Origin of the sequence: Mycobacterium sp. SMC-15 (assembly GCF_045310925.1) — a bacterium.
GTDB lineage: Bacteria > Actinomycetota > Actinomycetes > Mycobacteriales > Mycobacteriaceae > Mycobacterium.
On the sequence record NZ_JBJIAJ010000006.1, the window covers coordinates 145,268 to 161,379 of the forward strand.

Sequence of the window (16,112 nt, forward strand, 5' to 3'; positions counted from 1 at the left end):
CGCGGCCGGCATCAATACCAGTAGCGCCGACCGGCGACCGGACGACCGATCGCGCCCAGAATCCACAGTGCAGCGCCGACGACCAGCAGGATGACGCCGATCGTCCAGAGGACATTGATCTTGAAGATGAGCGCCAGAATAAGCAGGACCACTCCGAGGGCAATCATTACCGATCCCTTCTCTCACACAATCAAACCGACCGCACCCAGCGAAGAGGGCTGCGGTAAACGGCAATCGGATACAACCGGGTTGAACCCGAGGTAGTTCAACGGACCCGCCAACGTGGTGACAGCGATGGTTCCGGCGTTTGCACAGCTCGTTTGGCTACCGTGGAAGTAGTCGCGCTGCCATGCAGCGAAGACGCCGACCAGCAGCCAGATCAGCACAATGGTCCCGGCCAATCCACCGATTCGCATCCGTCCTCCGTTCATCTGTACCCCGATCAGTTCCCCGTTCGACCCTTGTCGAAACCTGAGAGCCATTTCGGGAGCCGAGCGATGTTTGGCCGCGGTCGTGGGCGGGGTACTGCCGGGATTCGGGGGACATTGCCGAATGGAATGGGGGTGCGCGGATGATGTTGCTGGAAACAGGCGAATCCGGCGCGCGGGCAGGCAGTCACGCGGAGTGGATCGGCGAAGCCGGCGATATCGTCGATCGGATGCTGCGCAATGTCGCGCATGGCCGCTTCGAAAGATCCTTATCGGCGATGACGGCGTTCGCCGCGATGGTCACGACCGCCGAAATCTACCTCGAGCATTACAAGGCCGGCTTCGGCAATAAGTGGATGTGGAGCCCGGTTCTGGTTACGCCGCCGGTGGTGGTCGCCGGGATCGGTGGGGTGTTCTCCCGCCGCTGGGCCAAGCGCTGGCTGCCGTTGACCGCAGGGGTGTACGCCGCCAACGGCCTACTGGGGGAGTACCTGCACGCTCGCGGGGTGGCCCGAAAGCCCGGAGGCTGGAAGATGGCGTCCTACAACGTTCCGATGGGGCCGCCGATCGCAGCGCCCGGCCTGATGGCGATGGTCGGCGGGATGGGCTTGCTGGCGGCGGTGCTACGCCGCGAACGCTGAGGTGCCGGCAGCCATGGCCGACACCTCCCGTCCCGACCACCTGCCGAATCTGCGGGCGGATCGTCAACCGCCGCACCCGTCCTGGCTGCCCCGGCAACGCCGCGGCGTCACGCCGCAGATGATCGGGCGCTATCCGGATTTCGACGTGCTGGCGTCGAAGGACAGCTGGGACGAGGCCACCAGACAGGTGGTGCTGGCCCGGCTGGAACCGCCGCGGCCGCTGCGGTTCTTCACCGCGGCGGAGGAGCCTACGCTGCGGGCATTCTGTGACATCGTGCTGGCGCAAGACGGCGAGCCTCGGGTGCCGGTCGCCGAATTCGTCGATGCCAAGCTGGTCGACGGTCAGCTCGACGGTTACCAGTACGCCGACATGCCCGACGATCGGGACACCTGGCGTCTGGTGTTGCGCGGCTTGGACGAGGCCGCCGGCCAGCGGTACGGCAAGGCGTCATTCGCGCAGGCCGAGGTGCCCACCCAGCTGGCTCTGGTCGATCAGTTCTCCCGAGGCCGGTTGCAGGGTGGCTCCTGGTCGCAGCTGAACCAGACCCGGGCCTGGTCGGTGTGTATGCGAATGACCCTGTCGGCGTTCTACTCCCACCCCTGGGCGTGGAACGAGATCGGCTTCGGCGGCCCGGCCTACCCGCGCGGATTCATGCGGCTCGGCGGACCGAGCGGTCCGGCGGCGGCGCGTGAACCGTTCGAAACTCGCGGTGCCATCGACAAGGACCCGGTGGAGCTGGTGCAAGAAGAGGATTCGTAGTGGGCGATTTCTGGCGCGGTCTGCTCAAGGGATCGTTGGGCCCACCAGCCAATGACTCGCGGTTCCTGCTGGATGTGCAGTCGCGAGAGCTGCCCGGCGAGAAGACGATGCGCCGGTATGGCGCCGATGACGAGGTCGACTTGGTGGTCGTCGGCGCTGGTGCCGGGGGATCGGTGCTGGCGCAACGACTGGCGCGGGCCGGCTGGCGCGCGGTGATCATTGAGGCGGGACCGTTCTGGCATCCCGACAGCGACTGGGTCTCCGACGAAGCCGGATCACATCCGTTGTACTGGACGCAGAAGCGCATCATCGGCGGGGACGATCCGATCGAACTGGGTAAGAATAATTCCGGCCGCGGCGTCGGCGGCTCGATGGTGCACTACGCCGGCTACTGTCCACGTTTTCATCCCAGCGACTTGCGCACATTCAGCCTCGACGGGGTGGGGGCGGATTGGCCGATCGACTATGAGGATATCCGTCGTCACTACGAAGTTCTCGAGGCTGAACTGCCAGTCGCCGGGCAGAACTGGCCATGGGGATATCCGCACCGCTACCCGTCGTCGCCACACCCGATCTCCGCTGCCGCATCCAGGCTGTGGGAAGGAGCCCGCAATCTGGGGATTGAGATGCGGGTAGGCCCGGTCGGAATCGTCAACGGCACCTTTGGAAATCGACCGCATTGTATCTACCGCGGCTACTGCCTGCAGGGCTGCAAGGTCAACGCCAAGGCAAGCCCGTACGTCACCCATCTGCCCGACGCGCTGGCACACGGTGTGGAGATCCGTGCGGACTGCATGGCTTCCCGCATCGAACTCGATGACTCCGGGGCGGCTAGTGGTGTCGTCTACTACGACAACATCGGCAACGAGCATCTGCAGCGTGCCAAGGTTGTGGCGGTCGCCGGGTACTCGATCGAAACCCCAAGGCTGCTACTCAATTCGACCAGCGCCCGGTTCCCGCACGGGCTCGGAAACAACTCCGATCAGGTCGGCCGCTACGTCATGGTTCAAGGTGCGGCTCAGACCGCGGGCCGTTGGTCCGAGGAACTGCGGATGTACAAGGCGCCGCCGCCGCAGGTGACCAGCGAACAGTTCTACGAGACCGACTCCGCTCGGGGATTCGCCCGCGGATTCTCCATCCAGACCGTGTCGCCGCTGCCGATCGGCTGGTCGGAGCACGTGCTCGCCGACGGGCACTGGGGAAGGGCGATGCGCGAGTACATGCGCGACTACAACCACTGGAGCACGATCGGCGTACTCAATGAACTGCTGCCCCTGCCCGACAACAGGATCACCCTCGCCGACGAAGTCGATGGCTATGGGATCCCGGTGGCCCGAATGGACTACACGCGCTGCGAGAACGACAAGGCGAACATGGCCTACTCGACCCGGGTGATCACCGAGATCCTGCACGCGGCGGGCGCCCAGGACGTATTGACCATCCAGCGCTACGCCCATCTGATCGGTGGCGCTCGGATGGGTACCGCGCCGGAGAACTCCGTCGTCGACGCAGACCACCGGGTGTGGGGTGTGCCGAACCTGTTCATCTCCGACGGCTCGGTCTGCCCAACTCAGGGGTCGGCCAACCCGGCGCTGACCATCATGGCGCTGGCTTCGCGGCTCGCCGAGCGCCTTGCCGGTAAGCGCATCTCGCAGAAGGGAGTCCAGCCATGACACAGACCGTCGTCGTCACCGGAGCCAGCGCCGGGATCGGCCGGGCCGTTGCACAGCTGTACGGCAAACGCGGCGCCAATGTCGCCCTGCTCGCGCGCGGTGAGGCAGGCCTGCGCGGCGCGGCGCGTGATGTCGAAGAGGCCGGGGGCACCGCGCTGCCCATTCCCACCGACGTCGCCGACCCCGACGCGGTGGCGGCCGCCGCCGATCGTGTCGAGGCCGAGTTCGGGCCGATCGACACCTGGATCAACGTCGCCTTCGCATCGGTTTTCGCGCCGTTCACCGAGATCGGGCCCGCGGAGTTCAAACGTGTGACCGAGGTCTGCTATCTCGGCTTCGTCTACGGCACCATGGCGGCGTTGGCCCGGATGAAGCCGCGTGACCACGGCACTGTTGTACAGGTGGGCTCGGCCCTGGGGGAGCGCTCGATCCCGTTGCAGTCGGCCTACTGCGGCGCCAAGCACGCCGTCAACGGCTTCACCGAATCGGTGCGTTGCGAGCTGCTGCATGACGGTTCGAAGGTGAACATCACCCTCGTTCAGATGCCGGCGGTCAATACCCCACAGTTCTCCTGGGTGCTGTCCCGGCTTCCCCGCCACCCGCAGCCGGTGCCGCCGATCTACCAGCCGCAGCTGGTGGCCAAAGCGGTGCTGCGGGCCGCCGACCATCCCCGGCGCAAGCAGTACTGGGTGGGCGAAAGCACCGTAGCCACCTTGCTGGCTCAGCGATTCGCCGCGCCATTGCTCGATCGCTATTTGGCCCGCACCGGATACGACTCGCAGCAGACCGGCGAGCGCGTCGACGGCGACAAGCCATACAACCTCTGGGAACCGCTCGACGAACGGCCGGGCACCGACCACGGTGCACGCGGGGCGTTCGACGACTCCTCGCACGCGCACAGCCCGCAGATCTGGGCGGCCCGTCACGCCGCCGGCATGGTGGCCGGGGCCGCCACCGCGCTGGGGGTGGCCGGGGCTGGGGTACTGGCCGCACGTCGGCCGCGTTGAGCCCGACGAAGAGACGAAGACGAGGAAAGGAAGCCGGCAATGGCTGGAAAGAAAGGCCAGAAGGCCGAGGCAGACGTCGAACCCGACGCCCACCAGGCGTGGTCGCGTGCCGGCAAGGGTGAAGACGGCAGCTATGTGGGGCGGACAAGTCCCGATGATGCCTTCGATGCCGGCGAAACCGGCGCCGAAGCCAGAAGCGACGACACGTAGAGGTTTGACCCGAAGGTGCAATGGCTAACCTGCGCCCATTATGGCTTCGAATACCGCAGGAATCGTAGTCGGCGTCGACGGGTCGCCGGCGTCGCAGGACGCTGTGCGCTGGGGCGCCCAGGAAGCTGAACGCCGCGCACTACCACTGACTCTGGTCCATGCGGCGTCAACCCGGCTGTCACCTCTGATGGCCCGCTGGATGGTGTTCGGTCAACATGAACTGCCGCACCGTCGTGTGCAACGGATCGTCGATGACGCCGTCGGAGTCGCGACCGACAGCGCCTCAGACGGCGCGCCCGCGCAGCTGAACACCAAGGTGGAGTTCGCGGACCCGGTTGACGCGCTCGAAGAATTGTCGCGACAAGCCGATCTGGTCGTCGTCGGATCGAGCAGCCGGCGACGGTTGCGGCATCTGTTCTTCGGCTCGGTCGGCTCGGCGCTGTCGCCGCGCTGTCACTGCCCACTGGCCGTTTTGCACGATGACGACCTAGCGGCGCCCTCGGACGCTGCGGTACAGGCCGACCCGACGGGTTGGTGACCGGCACCGCTCAGGCCGGGGCTGCCGGCAGCGGGTGGCACACCGAGATGAATTGGGCATGGCCGGTGTCCAATTGACGGAATCATTCGGCGCACACACTTGTCGGGTTTGCCCGATCGGCGTGCCGACGAATCGTGGCCTCTTTCGAAATGGTTGCTGAGCCGTTTCAGGGGGTAACCAACCCCGATCACAGTCGCTGATTGGAGGTCTCATGCCCAAGACGACGAAGAGCGGCACCGCCAAACGCGGCGAGTTGCCCAGCACGCTGCAGCGCTCCGGCGCCAAGGCGCAACGCACCTTCGCCAAAGCGCACGATGCTGCCGCCAAGGAATACGGCAGCGAGCAGCGGGCGCACCGGGTCGCTTATGCGGCGCTCAAGCACAGTTTCGAGAAGGTCGGGGACCATTGGGAGCCCAAAAAGAAGCGCGGCCCGTCGGATAAGCGCGCGGCTGGCGGAGGTCCGAACAACTCCGGACCCTCCGCGGAGGGCGTCGATGCCAACGCCAGCAAGCAGCATCTGCTGGATGTCGCCCGCCGACTGGACATTCACGGACGATCGACGATGCGGAAATCCGAACTGGTCACGGCGATCAAGAAGCACAATCGCCGTGTCCGCGGTAAATAGCCGGCTCACGGGAGCTCTCGCCGAAACACTGTTGTGGTGGCTGGCCACCGGCGCGGTGTGGGTGGTGACGCTGACTGGGCGGTCCACCCCCGAGATGCTTGCCGGGGCACTGTGCACGCTGCCGTGTGCCGCGGTTGCCCGTGCGGCGCGGCGGGCCAACGGCGGTGAGTGGCGCTTTCGGCTGGTATGGCTGCGCTGGGCGGCGGTGGTCGCCGGTGAGTTGCTGACGCAACCCGCCAAGGTGTGGGCTTACCTCCTGATTCCGTCACGGCGTGCCCAATCGGCGGTCGACTCGGTGACGTTGCCCCGGGAGCCGGCAGCGGTGGCTGCCGCCCGCAGTACCGCCGCAACCATGGCGTTGGCCACCACCCCCGGCACCGTGGTGCTCGACGCGGCCGGGCACGCGGTGCGGGTACACCGGGTCGGGCAACGTCCCGGCAGGTTGGAGAAGGCGGTGCGGCGGTGAGCCCGGGAGAGGCGGCTGCGCTGGCGCTGCAGGCCGGGGTGTTCGCGCCGGGAATGTGGATGGCGTCACGCGGTTCGCCCCGGCGGCGCTTGGTCGGCCTGGAATTCGCCGGTGTCGGCGCCGTATCCACCTTGATGGTGCTGGCCGTCTCGTGGCACCAGGACTGGACCCTGATCGTTCCACTGGTGTTGGTGCTGATCACGCTTCCCGGAACCCTGGTTTACACCCGGCTGCTGACGAGCAAGCCATGATCGCCTGGCTGTTGATCTTCGGTGGCGTATCAGTCATGGCGTGCAGCGCGGTTGGGGCCGCGGCGGTCGGAGGTGTGTTGGACCGGCTGCACCTGCTGAGCGTGACCACGTCCGTCGGCTTCCCGCTGATGGCGCTGGGCCTGATAGTGCAACGCGGCATCTCCGAAGCGTCGGCGATGGTTGTGCTCATCGCCGCGCTGGTGTTGTTGTCCGCGCCGGTGATGTCGGCGGCCACCGCTCGGCTGACCGCCCACGAAGCCGGTGTGGTGGAAGCCGATTCGCCGCCATGACCGCACTGATCCTGGTCTCGCTCACAACGGTCGGTATCACCGGAGCCATCGTCGCGCTGACCGGCGACCCACAGCGCCAGGCGATCATGCTGTCGGTTTTCGGCCTGGCGCTGACGGTGTTGTTCGTGCTCCTGCAGGCGCCCGACGTGGCGTTGTCCCAGTTGCTGATCGGCGGGGTGGTCGTGCCCTTGATGGTGATGCTGACCGTCCGGACGGTGCAGCGTCAACACCGGGAGATCGGCCGGTGAGCCGCGGCGTGCGCGCGGCGCTGTTCCTCGCCGGCGCGGCCGGACTTGGCGTGCTGCTGTGGCTGGGATTCGCCGGGCTTCCCGCGTTCGGTCAGGCGCATCACCCGTATCGGGATCTGGCGGTGCGGGCCGCGTTCTCGCACGCCACCGCCAACGTGGTGGCGTCGGTGAATTTCGACCAGCGCGCCCTGGACACGCTTGTCGAGGAGACCATCCTGGTCGCCTCGGTGACCGGGGTGATGGCCCTGCTGCGGCCTGCTGTCGAGGAGCGTGAATATCACAACCGCGGTCGCCGAACGGCCCTGGACGCCACCCAGTTCGTCGGATATCTACTGTTTCCGGTGACCCTGGCGGTGGGAGTCGATGTGGTGGTGCACGGACATCTGACCCCCGGTGGGGGTTTCCAGGGTGGGGTACTGCTGGCCGCCGGTCTGCACCTGCTCTACGTCACCGGAAGCTTCCGGGCGCTGGATCGATTGCGTCCGGTCAACGTCTTCGACGTGGGCGAGGCGCTGGGCGCAGCGGCATTCGTCGCCATCGGCCTCGTCGCCTTGATCACCGGCGGAGCGTTCCTACTCAACACGTTGCCGACCGGCACTCGGGGCCAGTTGCTGTCGGCAGGGACGGTACCGCTGCTCAATGCGGCGGTCGGTATCGCGGTGGCATGCGGCATAACCGTGTTGCTCGCACAGTTCCTGGCTCAGGAGATCACTGTCGCGCCGCGACGGGAGAAATCGTGAGCGGCTACCTCTATGGCGTGGCGGGTTGGCTGGTATTGGTCGGATCGTTCGGAATCGTACGTAGCCGCAACCTGATTCACGCAGTGGTGTGCCTGTCGGTGGCGCAGGCGGGCACCTACCTGTTGCTGTTGACCGTCGGCTACCAGCGTGGCGCGGCGCCACCGATCTTTGTCGATTCTCCCGGCCCGACTGCTGTGGTCGACCCCGTGGTGCAGGCGATGACTCTTACCGACATCGTCATTCAGGCCACCGTCACCGCATTGCTTCTGGCGTTGGCCATCCAAGTCCACAAGCGCCACCACACCCTGGACCCGGATCAGCTCTCGGCACTGCGAGGCTGAATCGCCGTGCCGGCCAGCACCTCCGCTCTGTTGCCGACGCTGGTCGCGGTGCCGATCCTCATGGCATGCCTGCTGTTGGCGCTGAGCGGGCGGGTCTCTCGGCCGGTGGCCAATGCGGTGGTGCTGGCCGTATCGGCGGCCTGCACCGCGGGCAGCGGCTGTGTGCTGGCTGCGGCGTCGAGCCACACGGTGGTGGCCTGGATCGGTGACTGGCGCCCGCAGTCCGGCTTGGCGGTCGGTATTGCCCTGGCCGCGGATCCACTCTCGGCGGGATTGGCGGTGCTGGTCGGCTCCCTGACCGTGTGCGCGGCGTTGTACAGCCGCCGCGGCCTCGATGAGGCTGGCACGCGCTTCGACGTGCTGCTGTTGATCTTCCTGGCGGCGATGAACGGCTTCGTGTTGGCCGCCGACCTGTTCAACCTGTTCGTGTTCTTCGAGCTGATGGGTGCGGTCGGTTACGCGTTGACCGGCATCAAGATCGAGGATCGCTCGGCGATCCAGGGGGCGCTCAACTTCGGGATCATTCAGTCGCTCAGTGCGTGCGTGACCCTGATCGGCATCACCATGCTCTATGGGCGCGTCGGCCAGTTGGGCATGGCCCAGCTCGGGGCGGCCCTACGGGGCGGCCCGCCTGACGCCCTGGTGGTGGCCGCCTTTGTATTGGTGTCGGCGGCACTTCTGGTCAAGGCCGCCATTGTCCCGCTGCACTTCTGGCTGGCCGACGCGCATGCGGTCGCGCCGGCCGGTGTGTGCGTCTTGTTCTCCGGAGTCATGGTGGAGCTGGGTCTCTATGGGCTGTGGCGGGTGTATTGGGAGGTGTTCGCGGGTGTGCTGCCCCCGCAGGTAGTCAGCCGAGTCTTCGTGCTGGCAGGAGTGCTGACCGCGGCGGTCGGCGCGGTGATGTGCCTGTTGCAGCGCCACCTCAAGCGGCTGCTGGCCTACTCCACCGTCGGTCACATGGGGTTGGCGCTGGTGGCCACCGCGACACTGACCGCTCACGGGGTAGCCGGCGCAGCGGTCTACCTGATCGGCCACGCCGGGGCGAAGTCGGCACTGTTCCTGATCGTGGGGATTCTGCTGGACCGCCACCACAGCGTCGACGAATGGGAGTTGGCGGGACGCGGCCGGGGCCAGCGGATGCTGGCCGCCTGCTTTGGCATCGCGGCCGTCGCCCTGGCCGGCCTTCCGCCGTTCGGGACCGCGCTCGGCAAGTCCCTGTGCGAGGAGGCGATCGGCAGCGGGTGGGGAGCGGCGCTGTTCTTAGCTGTTTCAGCACTCACCGGTGGTGCCGTGCTGCGGGCCGGCATCCGTTGTTTCACCGGTGTCGGCGGACGAACCGAGCCGTCCGACGACGTGGCCTCCGGGCGCCGGACCCGAGGCGACGAGGAACCCGACACCTGGCTGCGGCGAACACCGGCCAGCATGTACCTGGCGATCGGGATGCTGCTGGCCGGTTGCCTGGCCGCCGGCCTACTGCCCGGGGTCGCGCGCGGGGCGCAGAGCGCCGCAGCACGTTTCGTCGAAGTCGGCGCAGCGTCCGCCGCAACTGTGCCGGGCTGGACGGTGGCCGGGGCCGCCATGAGTGCCGGCGGCGCCCTGACGGCGGCATTGGTGGCGGCCGCCGGACTGGTCCGCTGGAATCCGGTGGCACATCGGATGGCCACCGCTGCCGCCGCGCCACTGCTCAGCACACTGCGTGCCGTGCATTCGGGGCACATCGGGGACTACGTCGCGTGGATGTTCGCGGCGCTGGCCGTACTGGCTGCCGCTATCGGATTACCGCTGACTTGATACACGGCGTAGGGCGCGCGGATCAGCGGCCGAGCCACATTGCGTACCGCGACGCCACCGGCGGTGCGGCCCTGTTCGGTTCCGGCGTGGGCGTGGCCGTGCACAGCCAGGTCGGCTCCGGCGTCGTCGATAGCCTCGGCCAGCAGGCACGAGCCCAGAAACGGATAGATCTCCGGCGGTTCGCCGTACAGCGTGTCGGCGACGGGGGAGTAGTGCAGCAGCGCGATCCGATAGTCCGTGCGCAGCGCGCGCAGGCCATCACGCAGCTGGTCGGATGCCGTTTGAGTGGCGCCGACGAAAGCCTTCATCTCCGGTTCGCCGAAGGCCGTCGCGCATCTGCCGGCGAAGCCGCCGCCGAATCCCTTCACGCCGGCGACGCCGACCCGCTGCTGTCGCACGTCGACGGTGTGGGTCTCGCCTTCCAGCACGGCGATCCCGGCATTGCGCAGTGCCGCGGTGATCTCGTGCTGCTGATTCTGGTGGTAGTCGTGGTTGCCGAGCACGCACACCACCGGTACCGGGCAGTCGCTGAGCTCATCGGCGACCACCTGGCCCTCGGCGGCGGTCCCGTGCCGGGTCAGGTCGCCGGCGACCACCAGCATGTCGGCGCGGGCATCGATATCGTGCCAGCGCATCGTGCCGCGCGAATCCTCGCCCAGATGAATGTCACCGACGGCCGCAACCCGAATCACCCGGTCACCTGCTCTGCGGGTTCGAACAGTTGCACCACTTCGATCTCGTTGATCACGGTGCGCGGAGCGACGATGCGCCGCACAGCCGATTCGATCCTCGCTCGGCGTTGCGGGCCGTTGACCGACCCGGTGAGACACACCGACTCGTCGTCGATCTCGATCCCGATCCCCAGCTCTGAAATCTCGGGGTCTTCGGCGAGCCTGCGGCGTATGACGGCGACCAGATGGGCGGGCGGCTGCGGCTGCTCGGTGTGGTCGTCGTCGACGATGGACAGCCCACACAGCAAGTGCCAGAAGGCCTCGGCGAACGGGGAATTTCGCAGCCGGCGGCGCACCTGTGGCCACTCCACCTGCTCGCGCAGAATCCGCGCGACGATGAGCAGCTCGGCGAAATCACAACGGTGACAATCCAGCACCGCAAGCTTCTGCACCATCAGATCGGTAGCGGTGATGACCCGCGTGATCACCGAACCGACTTGGATCGGCGGAGCGCTGGAGATGGTGTCGGCGCTGATCGGGATCTCGCCGAGGTGATGGATCAGGTCCACTAGCACGTCACCGTCGAAGACCTTGAGCAGCCAGTCTTCCGGCGGCTGGACACGTGACATGCCGGCCTCGGCGAGCACTATCGCCGCCCGCTCGGCTTCGGACGGCTCGACCAGCAGGTCGATGTCGTGGTGGGAGTGCGGACCGCCGCGGGCATATACCGCCGCGCCGCCGGCCAGGGCGAAGGGCACGTCGGCGCGATGCAGTGCGCCGACTGTCCGGGTCAGGGTGGCCAGGAAAGCGGATTCATCCATGGGCGCCCCGCCCCTTGGCCAGGCCGGCGATCGGCGTTTGATCCAGGTGCCCCAGCAGATCCTCGGCGTTGTCGAAAACTACCGTCGCACCGGCCGTTTCCAATTCGGCGCGCGAGACGCCGCCGCTGAGCAGTCCGATACAGGGCAGCCCGGCCCGCACGCACGCCTGGGCATCCCAGACCGCGTCACCCACGAAGACGGCGCGCTCCGCCGTTGCTCCGACCCGGTCCAGCGCAATGGAGATGATGTCCGGATTCGGCTTCGCGACGTCGACATCGGCCGAAGAGGTGACCGCCGCGACCAGGTCGTCGCAACCGAGCACCTTGCGCAGAACCGCCAACTCGTTCTCGGGTGCCGAGGTGGCCAGCACCACCGGAAGATCAAGAGCGACTACGTGTTCCAACAGCTTGCGGGCGCCCGGTAGCGGCGACAGCAAGTCCGATGACTGCAGATAGTACTGCGAGTGCAGGTCCTCCAGGCGCCGGCGGACATCGTCGGGTGCGTCGTCGGACAGCAGGCGCACCAACTCCGATCCGTCCATTCCGATGGCGCGGTGGATGCGCCACGACTCCACCTCGTGGTCTAGCTCGGCGAACGCACGCCGCCAGGCGTGCACGTGCAGGTAGTTCGAATCGACCAGGGTGCCGTCGACGTCGAACAACACAGCCGATTGGGCGCTCACGCTCTTCCCCTCCCGTTCGCGAATGGTTCTGGCCGTTTGCGGATGACCTGGCTGGGATACCCACCCAGGGACTTCCCAAATACCGACGAGAGGAAAAGCGGTGGCTACCGAGGACCGTGACGGCAAGCAGCGACAACTCGACGATTACCGGGTCGACCGGCAGTCCGGATACCTCACGACGCAGCAGGGCGTGCGCGTCGACCACACCGACGACGCACTGACTGTCGGTGAGCGTGGGCCCACCCTGCTGGAGGACTTCCACGCCCGGGAGAAGATCACCCACTTCGATCACGAGCGGATTCCCGAACGCGTGGTGCATGCCCGCGGGGCGGGCGCCTACGGCTACTTCGAGCCCTATGACGACTCGCTTGCGCAGTACACCGCGGCACGCTTTCTGACCACGCCGGGCACCAGGACGCCGGTGTTCGTGCGGTTCTCCACCGTGGCCGGCTCGCGCGGTTCGGCCGACACCGTGCGTGACGTGCGCGGATTCGCCACCAAGTTCTACACCGATCAGGGCAACTACGATCTGGTGGGCAACAACTTTCCGGTGTTCTTCATCCAGGACGGCATCAAGTTCCCGGACTTCGTGCATGCGGTGAAACCCGAGCCGGACAACGAGATTCCGCAGGCACAGTCGGCTCACGACACGCTGTGGGACTTCGTGTCACTGCAGCCGGAGACCCTGCACGCCATTATGTGGCTGATGTCGGATCGCGCCCTGCCGCGCAGCTACCGGATGATGCAGGGCTTCGGCGTGCACACATTCCGCTTCGTGAATGCAAGCGGCGAGGGAACGTTCGTGAAGTTCCACTGGAAGCCGAAGCTGGGCGTGCACTCGCTGATCTGGGACGAATGCCAGAAGATCGCCGGCAAGGACCCCGACTTCAACCGGCGCGATCTGTGGGACGCCATCGAGGCCGGCCAATTCCCGGAATGGGAACTCGGTGTCCAGCTGGTGGCAGAAGACGACGAGTTCGCATTCGATTTCGACCTGCTGGACGCCACCAAAATCATTCCCGAAGAACAGGTTCCGGTGCGCCCGGTCGGCAAGATGGTGCTCAATCGCAACCCGGAGAACTTCTTCGCCGAAACCGAGCAGGTGGCGTTCTGCACGGCCAACGTCGTGCCCGGAATCGACTTCACCAACGACCCGTTGCTGCAGTTCCGCAACTTCTCCTACCTGGACACGCAATTGATCCGGCTCGGCGGCCCGAACTTTGCTCAGCTGCCGATCAATCGGCCGGTGGCCCAGGTGCGCAATAACCAGCACGACGGTTACGGCCAACACGCGATTCCGCAGGGCAAGTCCAGCTACTACAAGAACTCGTTGGGTGGTGGCTGCCCAGCCTTGGCTGACGAGGGCGTGTTCCGGCACTACACCGAGAAGCTGGACGGGGCCAAGATCCGCAAGCGCGCCGCCAGTTTCGAGAACCACTACAGCCAGGCGCGGATGTTCTATCGAAGCATGTCCGCCCCCGAGGCGAAGCACATCGTCGCCGCTTACGCCTTTGAACTGGGGAAATGCGAACACGTTGAGATCCGGCAGCGCGCCGTCGAACAGCTCAACCGCATCGACCACGACCTGGCGCGCCACGTGGCCGAGAAACTGGGGCTGGCCACACCCGACGAGCAGCCCGTCGAGGAGGTGGTGCGCTCACCTGCGCTCTCGCAGCTGACCGATGCCGGTACCCCCGCGGGTGAGGAGGCGCCCGGCATCGAAAGCCGCAAGATCGCGGTGCTGGCCGCCGACGGCGTGGACGTGGTGGGCGTCGAACGGTTCGTCGGGGCGATGCGGGAACGCGGGGCGATCGCCGAAGTGCTGGCGCCGGTCGCCGGCGGCGAACTCGCCGGTGGCTCCGGTGGCCGGCTGAGTGTGGACCGGGCCTTCACGACGATGGCATCGGTGCTCTACGACGCGGTGGTGGTGCCGTGTGGGCCAGACGCCGTGGAGGCGCTGTCCGGCGACGGATATGCGGTGCACTTCGTGACGGAGGCCTACAAACACCTCAAGGTGATCGGGGCATTCGGGGCGGGGGTGGAGCTGCTGCCCAAGGCCGGCATCTCCGAGCAGCCGGCCGAGGACACCACGGTGGTCGCCACGGCCGGGGTAGTGACCACCACGGCCGCGGCGAAGGACCTGAACGACGAGTTCTTCGACGCGTTCGCCGCGGCACTCGCCGAACACCGCGTCTGGAGCCGCTCGGCCGACGCGGTTCCTGCCTAGATCGCTAGATCAAGGAACCAGGCGAAGCGGCCGCCCGGACCGCTGCACTTCGCTCAACGCGTCCGTCAGGGACTCCACCAGCGGAAGTCGCGAGTGTGGGTCGCAGATCCGCAGCAAGGTGCACAGTGCGGGACTCGGGACCACCTTCAAGTTGGTCTGCGTGCTGGAACATTGCGCGCTGATCGACCGAAGGGCTGAAAACCCGTTGGTTCCAATGAATGTCAGTTCAGACAGATCCACTACCAGCCATTCGCAGCATTCGGCGCAGCGCTTGGCGTAGTCGGCGAATGGGCTGGCATTCGCCGCGTCGATCTCGCCGTTCACGGCGACGACGGCTCCGGTGCGACCCCAATGGACCGTGAATTTGGCGGTATGATTCCGCCAAACTTGGGTGGCTTCCGTTGCGGGAGTGGCGAATGCGTTCTGAGTAACCTTGCTGATCGTCATGCTGTGGCTCCATCAGTCGACGAATCGTGCTGTTGGATCACGTCAACGTAATCACTTCCGGGGCTGCGCTTACGCGGTGACGTTTCACTGCGGCTGTGAACTCAACCGGAGGAATCAGACGTTACCCAGAACCGATCCGATTGGCAAAGAGGTGCCCGACAATTTCGGGAAAATCCCAGTGAAACCTTAATTTTCACGTTGTGAGCAGGGACGAACGTCCCGCTGACCAGGCCGACGTCATGAGGTCGGCGAGCCGACTTTCCACAGCGGCGAGAGCTCGGATACCGAATACGACATCCGTCTCCAAATGCGGATTGCCTTCCAACAGGTCGCCGATCACGTCATTGCGGACCACCTGTTCGTGGACCGCATCGGCCTCGACGTGCTCGGCGTAGAACGCCACGCACGGCTGCGGCGCACCCATCCGCCGCAGCGCCGCGACCAGCCGGCTCGAGCCCGGAGGTGAGGTGATCTCGGTCGCCGCGAAGTGCCCGGCGGCCGCACCCCGCCAGCGGCGATGCAACCCGAACAGCGACATCAGGTTCACCACCGCCAGCGACTCGGCGGGAACAACATCGAGGTAGGCGAGGTAACCGGCATCCAGCCCGGCAGCGGTGAGCAGGTCGGCGAAGAGCTGCTGGTGTACCCGCGCACCCCGCCCGGCGCCGAACTCGTCGAACTCGATCGCGACGAACGACGCCTTGGCCTGGCCGGTCAGGCGGGGGATGATCCAAGCGTGCGGATCGCCCTCCTTGAGGTGGTAGAGCGACCGGTGGACGAAGTACTCGCGTGCCTGCTCCCAGGTGCCCTGATCACGCAGATACCACGAGGGCCCGCTGCCCTGCATGGGCTCGGTTGCCGCGGCATCCATTTCGGCATTGGCCGTCGCGTGGGGCGGTATCACCCCGACGTCTCGGCGGACGGCATCGAGAAACGCGTGTTCGAGCTGGGCACGCAGGTCCAACAGGGTGGCGTCCCACTCCCAGCCCGGGTCCACCCCGGCGAACCCGCGGTAATGCAGCTCGTAGCAGACGTAGAGCGCCAAGTGAAGGTCGCGGCCGTAGGGGTCGGCATCGGTGCTCGGGGAGATGAACTTCTGGACTGTGCCGGCGGGCCGGCGCAAGAGGTCGCACACCGCCGCAGACAACGGCCCGCACGTGGCGGGTAGGCGGCGTTCGGTGTGGATCGTTGCGGTGGACACGCTTGCGGATACCCGCCACCTGGACTGCGCCAAACGGGCCCCCGTTTCGGTGGT

Annotated in this window: 22 protein-coding genes; 15 read left to right on the forward strand and 7 right to left on the reverse strand. The window is 66.6% G+C overall.

Annotated features, from left to right (window positions below):
- Positions 1 to 11 precede the first annotated feature (11 nt).
- Together ACJH71_RS11095 and ACJH71_RS11100 are read right to left on the reverse strand one after the other, a co-directional pair.
- Complete coding sequence (locus ACJH71_RS11095) at positions 12 to 167, reverse strand: hypothetical protein (protein WP_406758068.1); 156 nt, start codon at positions 165 to 167, stop codon at positions 12 to 14.
- Positions 168 to 182: 15 nt separating this feature from the next.
- Positions 183 to 416: a hypothetical protein gene (locus tag ACJH71_RS11100; protein ID WP_406758069.1), complete on the reverse strand. Its 234-nt coding sequence runs from the start codon at positions 414 to 416 to the stop codon at positions 183 to 185.
- A 242-nt stretch (positions 417 to 658) separates the two neighbouring features.
- On the opposite strand from ACJH71_RS11100, the gene ACJH71_RS11105 reads away from it, so the two are divergent.
- The 14 genes from ACJH71_RS11105 (at position 659) to ACJH71_RS11170 (ending at position 10,009) form a co-directional block, all read left to right on the forward strand.
- Entirely contained in the window at positions 659 to 1,069 is a 411-nt protein-coding gene (locus tag ACJH71_RS11105) for a hypothetical protein (protein ID WP_406758194.1), read from the forward strand.
- 13 nt (positions 1,070 to 1,082) lie between these two features.
- Positions 1,083 to 1,829 carry a gluconate 2-dehydrogenase subunit 3 family protein gene (locus ACJH71_RS11110; RefSeq protein ID WP_406758070.1) on the forward strand — a complete coding sequence of 249 codons (747 nt, stop codon included), beginning with the start codon at positions 1,083 to 1,085 and terminating at the stop codon, positions 1,827 to 1,829.
- Positions 1,829 to 3,502 carry a GMC family oxidoreductase gene (locus tag ACJH71_RS11115; protein WP_406758071.1) on the forward strand — a complete coding sequence of 558 codons (1,674 nt, stop codon included), beginning with the start codon at positions 1,829 to 1,831 and terminating at the stop codon, positions 3,500 to 3,502. The genes ACJH71_RS11110 and ACJH71_RS11115 overlap by 1 nt, the downstream gene beginning before the upstream one ends.
- A complete protein-coding gene (locus ACJH71_RS11120; RefSeq protein WP_406758072.1) occupies positions 3,499 to 4,509 on the forward strand; it encodes an SDR family oxidoreductase in 1,011 nt (336 codons plus the stop codon). Before ACJH71_RS11115 ends, ACJH71_RS11120 begins: the two co-directional genes overlap by 4 nt.
- Positions 4,510 to 4,548: 39 nt before the next feature.
- Entirely contained in the window at positions 4,549 to 4,719 is a 171-nt protein-coding gene (locus ACJH71_RS11125; protein WP_406758073.1) for a hypothetical protein, read from the forward strand.
- A gap of 40 nt (positions 4,720 to 4,759) precedes the next feature.
- Entirely contained in the window at positions 4,760 to 5,257 is a 498-nt protein-coding gene (locus ACJH71_RS11130; protein ID WP_406758074.1) for a universal stress protein, read from the forward strand.
- A gap of 211 nt (positions 5,258 to 5,468) precedes the next feature.
- Positions 5,469 to 5,882 carry a ChaB family protein gene (locus ACJH71_RS11135; protein ID WP_046282948.1) on the forward strand — a complete coding sequence of 138 codons (414 nt, stop codon included), beginning with the start codon at positions 5,469 to 5,471 and terminating at the stop codon, positions 5,880 to 5,882.
- Positions 5,866 to 6,348, forward strand: coding sequence for a hypothetical protein (locus tag ACJH71_RS11140; protein ID WP_406758075.1), 483 nt, complete (start codon positions 5,866 to 5,868; stop codon positions 6,346 to 6,348). The genes ACJH71_RS11135 and ACJH71_RS11140 overlap by 17 nt, the downstream gene beginning before the upstream one ends.
- Complete coding sequence (locus tag ACJH71_RS11145; RefSeq protein WP_406758076.1) at positions 6,345 to 6,599, forward strand: hypothetical protein; 255 nt, start codon at positions 6,345 to 6,347, stop codon at positions 6,597 to 6,599. The genes ACJH71_RS11140 and ACJH71_RS11145 overlap by 4 nt, the downstream gene beginning before the upstream one ends.
- Positions 6,596 to 6,889 carry a monovalent cation/H(+) antiporter subunit G gene (locus ACJH71_RS11150; RefSeq protein WP_406758077.1) on the forward strand — a complete coding sequence of 98 codons (294 nt, stop codon included), beginning with the start codon at positions 6,596 to 6,598 and terminating at the stop codon, positions 6,887 to 6,889. The genes ACJH71_RS11145 and ACJH71_RS11150 overlap by 4 nt, the downstream gene beginning before the upstream one ends.
- Positions 6,886 to 7,137, forward strand: a complete 252-nt coding sequence (locus tag ACJH71_RS11155) for a Na(+)/H(+) antiporter subunit B (protein ID WP_406758078.1) — start codon at positions 6,886 to 6,888, stop codon at positions 7,135 to 7,137. The genes ACJH71_RS11150 and ACJH71_RS11155 overlap by 4 nt, the downstream gene beginning before the upstream one ends.
- On the forward strand, positions 7,134 to 7,877 hold the full coding sequence (locus tag ACJH71_RS11160; protein WP_406758079.1) for an MnhB domain-containing protein: 744 nt from the start codon (positions 7,134 to 7,136) through the stop codon (positions 7,875 to 7,877). The genes ACJH71_RS11155 and ACJH71_RS11160 overlap by 4 nt, the downstream gene beginning before the upstream one ends.
- On the forward strand, positions 7,874 to 8,218 hold the full coding sequence (locus ACJH71_RS11165) for a sodium:proton antiporter (RefSeq protein ID WP_406758080.1): 345 nt from the start codon (positions 7,874 to 7,876) through the stop codon (positions 8,216 to 8,218). Before ACJH71_RS11160 ends, ACJH71_RS11165 begins: the two co-directional genes overlap by 4 nt.
- A gap of 6 nt (positions 8,219 to 8,224) precedes the next feature.
- Positions 8,225 to 10,009: a complex I subunit 5 family protein gene (locus ACJH71_RS11170; protein WP_406758081.1), complete on the forward strand. Its 1,785-nt coding sequence runs from the start codon at positions 8,225 to 8,227 to the stop codon at positions 10,007 to 10,009.
- On the opposite strand, the gene ACJH71_RS11175 is transcribed toward ACJH71_RS11170, so the two are convergent.
- Genes ACJH71_RS11175 through ACJH71_RS11185 form a run of 3 tightly spaced genes read right to left on the reverse strand, consistent with a single transcriptional unit; the run spans position 9,943 to position 12,183 of the window.
- On the reverse strand, positions 9,943 to 10,701 hold the full coding sequence (locus tag ACJH71_RS11175; protein ID WP_406758082.1) for a metallophosphoesterase: 759 nt from the start codon (positions 10,699 to 10,701) through the stop codon (positions 9,943 to 9,945). The genes ACJH71_RS11170 and ACJH71_RS11175 overlap by 67 nt on opposite strands.
- On the reverse strand, positions 10,698 to 11,501 hold the full coding sequence (locus tag ACJH71_RS11180; protein WP_406758083.1) for a BON domain-containing protein: 804 nt from the start codon (positions 11,499 to 11,501) through the stop codon (positions 10,698 to 10,700). Before ACJH71_RS11180 ends, ACJH71_RS11175 begins: the two co-directional genes overlap by 4 nt.
- The gene (locus ACJH71_RS11185) at positions 11,494 to 12,183 is read right to left on the reverse strand and encodes an HAD family hydrolase (protein WP_406758084.1); all 690 of its coding nucleotides are present in this window, start codon (positions 12,181 to 12,183) and stop codon (positions 11,494 to 11,496) included. The genes ACJH71_RS11180 and ACJH71_RS11185 overlap by 8 nt, the downstream gene beginning before the upstream one ends.
- Positions 12,184 to 12,283: 100 nt before the next feature.
- Here ACJH71_RS11185 and ACJH71_RS11190 point away from each other — a divergent pair, with 100 nt between their 5' ends.
- Complete coding sequence (locus ACJH71_RS11190; protein ID WP_406758085.1) at positions 12,284 to 14,410, forward strand: catalase; 2,127 nt, start codon at positions 12,284 to 12,286, stop codon at positions 14,408 to 14,410.
- Between the two features lie 9 nt (positions 14,411 to 14,419).
- Here ACJH71_RS11190 and ACJH71_RS11195 read toward each other — a convergent pair whose 3' ends face one another.
- Positions 14,420 to 14,857 (reverse strand): STAS domain-containing protein, encoded by a 438-nt coding sequence (locus ACJH71_RS11195; RefSeq protein ID WP_406758086.1) that lies wholly within the window; start codon positions 14,855 to 14,857, stop codon positions 14,420 to 14,422.
- A gap of 193 nt (positions 14,858 to 15,050) precedes the next feature.
- The gene (locus ACJH71_RS11200; protein ID WP_406758087.1) at positions 15,051 to 16,058 is read right to left on the reverse strand and encodes an iron-containing redox enzyme family protein; all 1,008 of its coding nucleotides are present in this window, start codon (positions 16,056 to 16,058) and stop codon (positions 15,051 to 15,053) included.
- Positions 16,059 to 16,112: the final 54 nt, after the last annotated feature.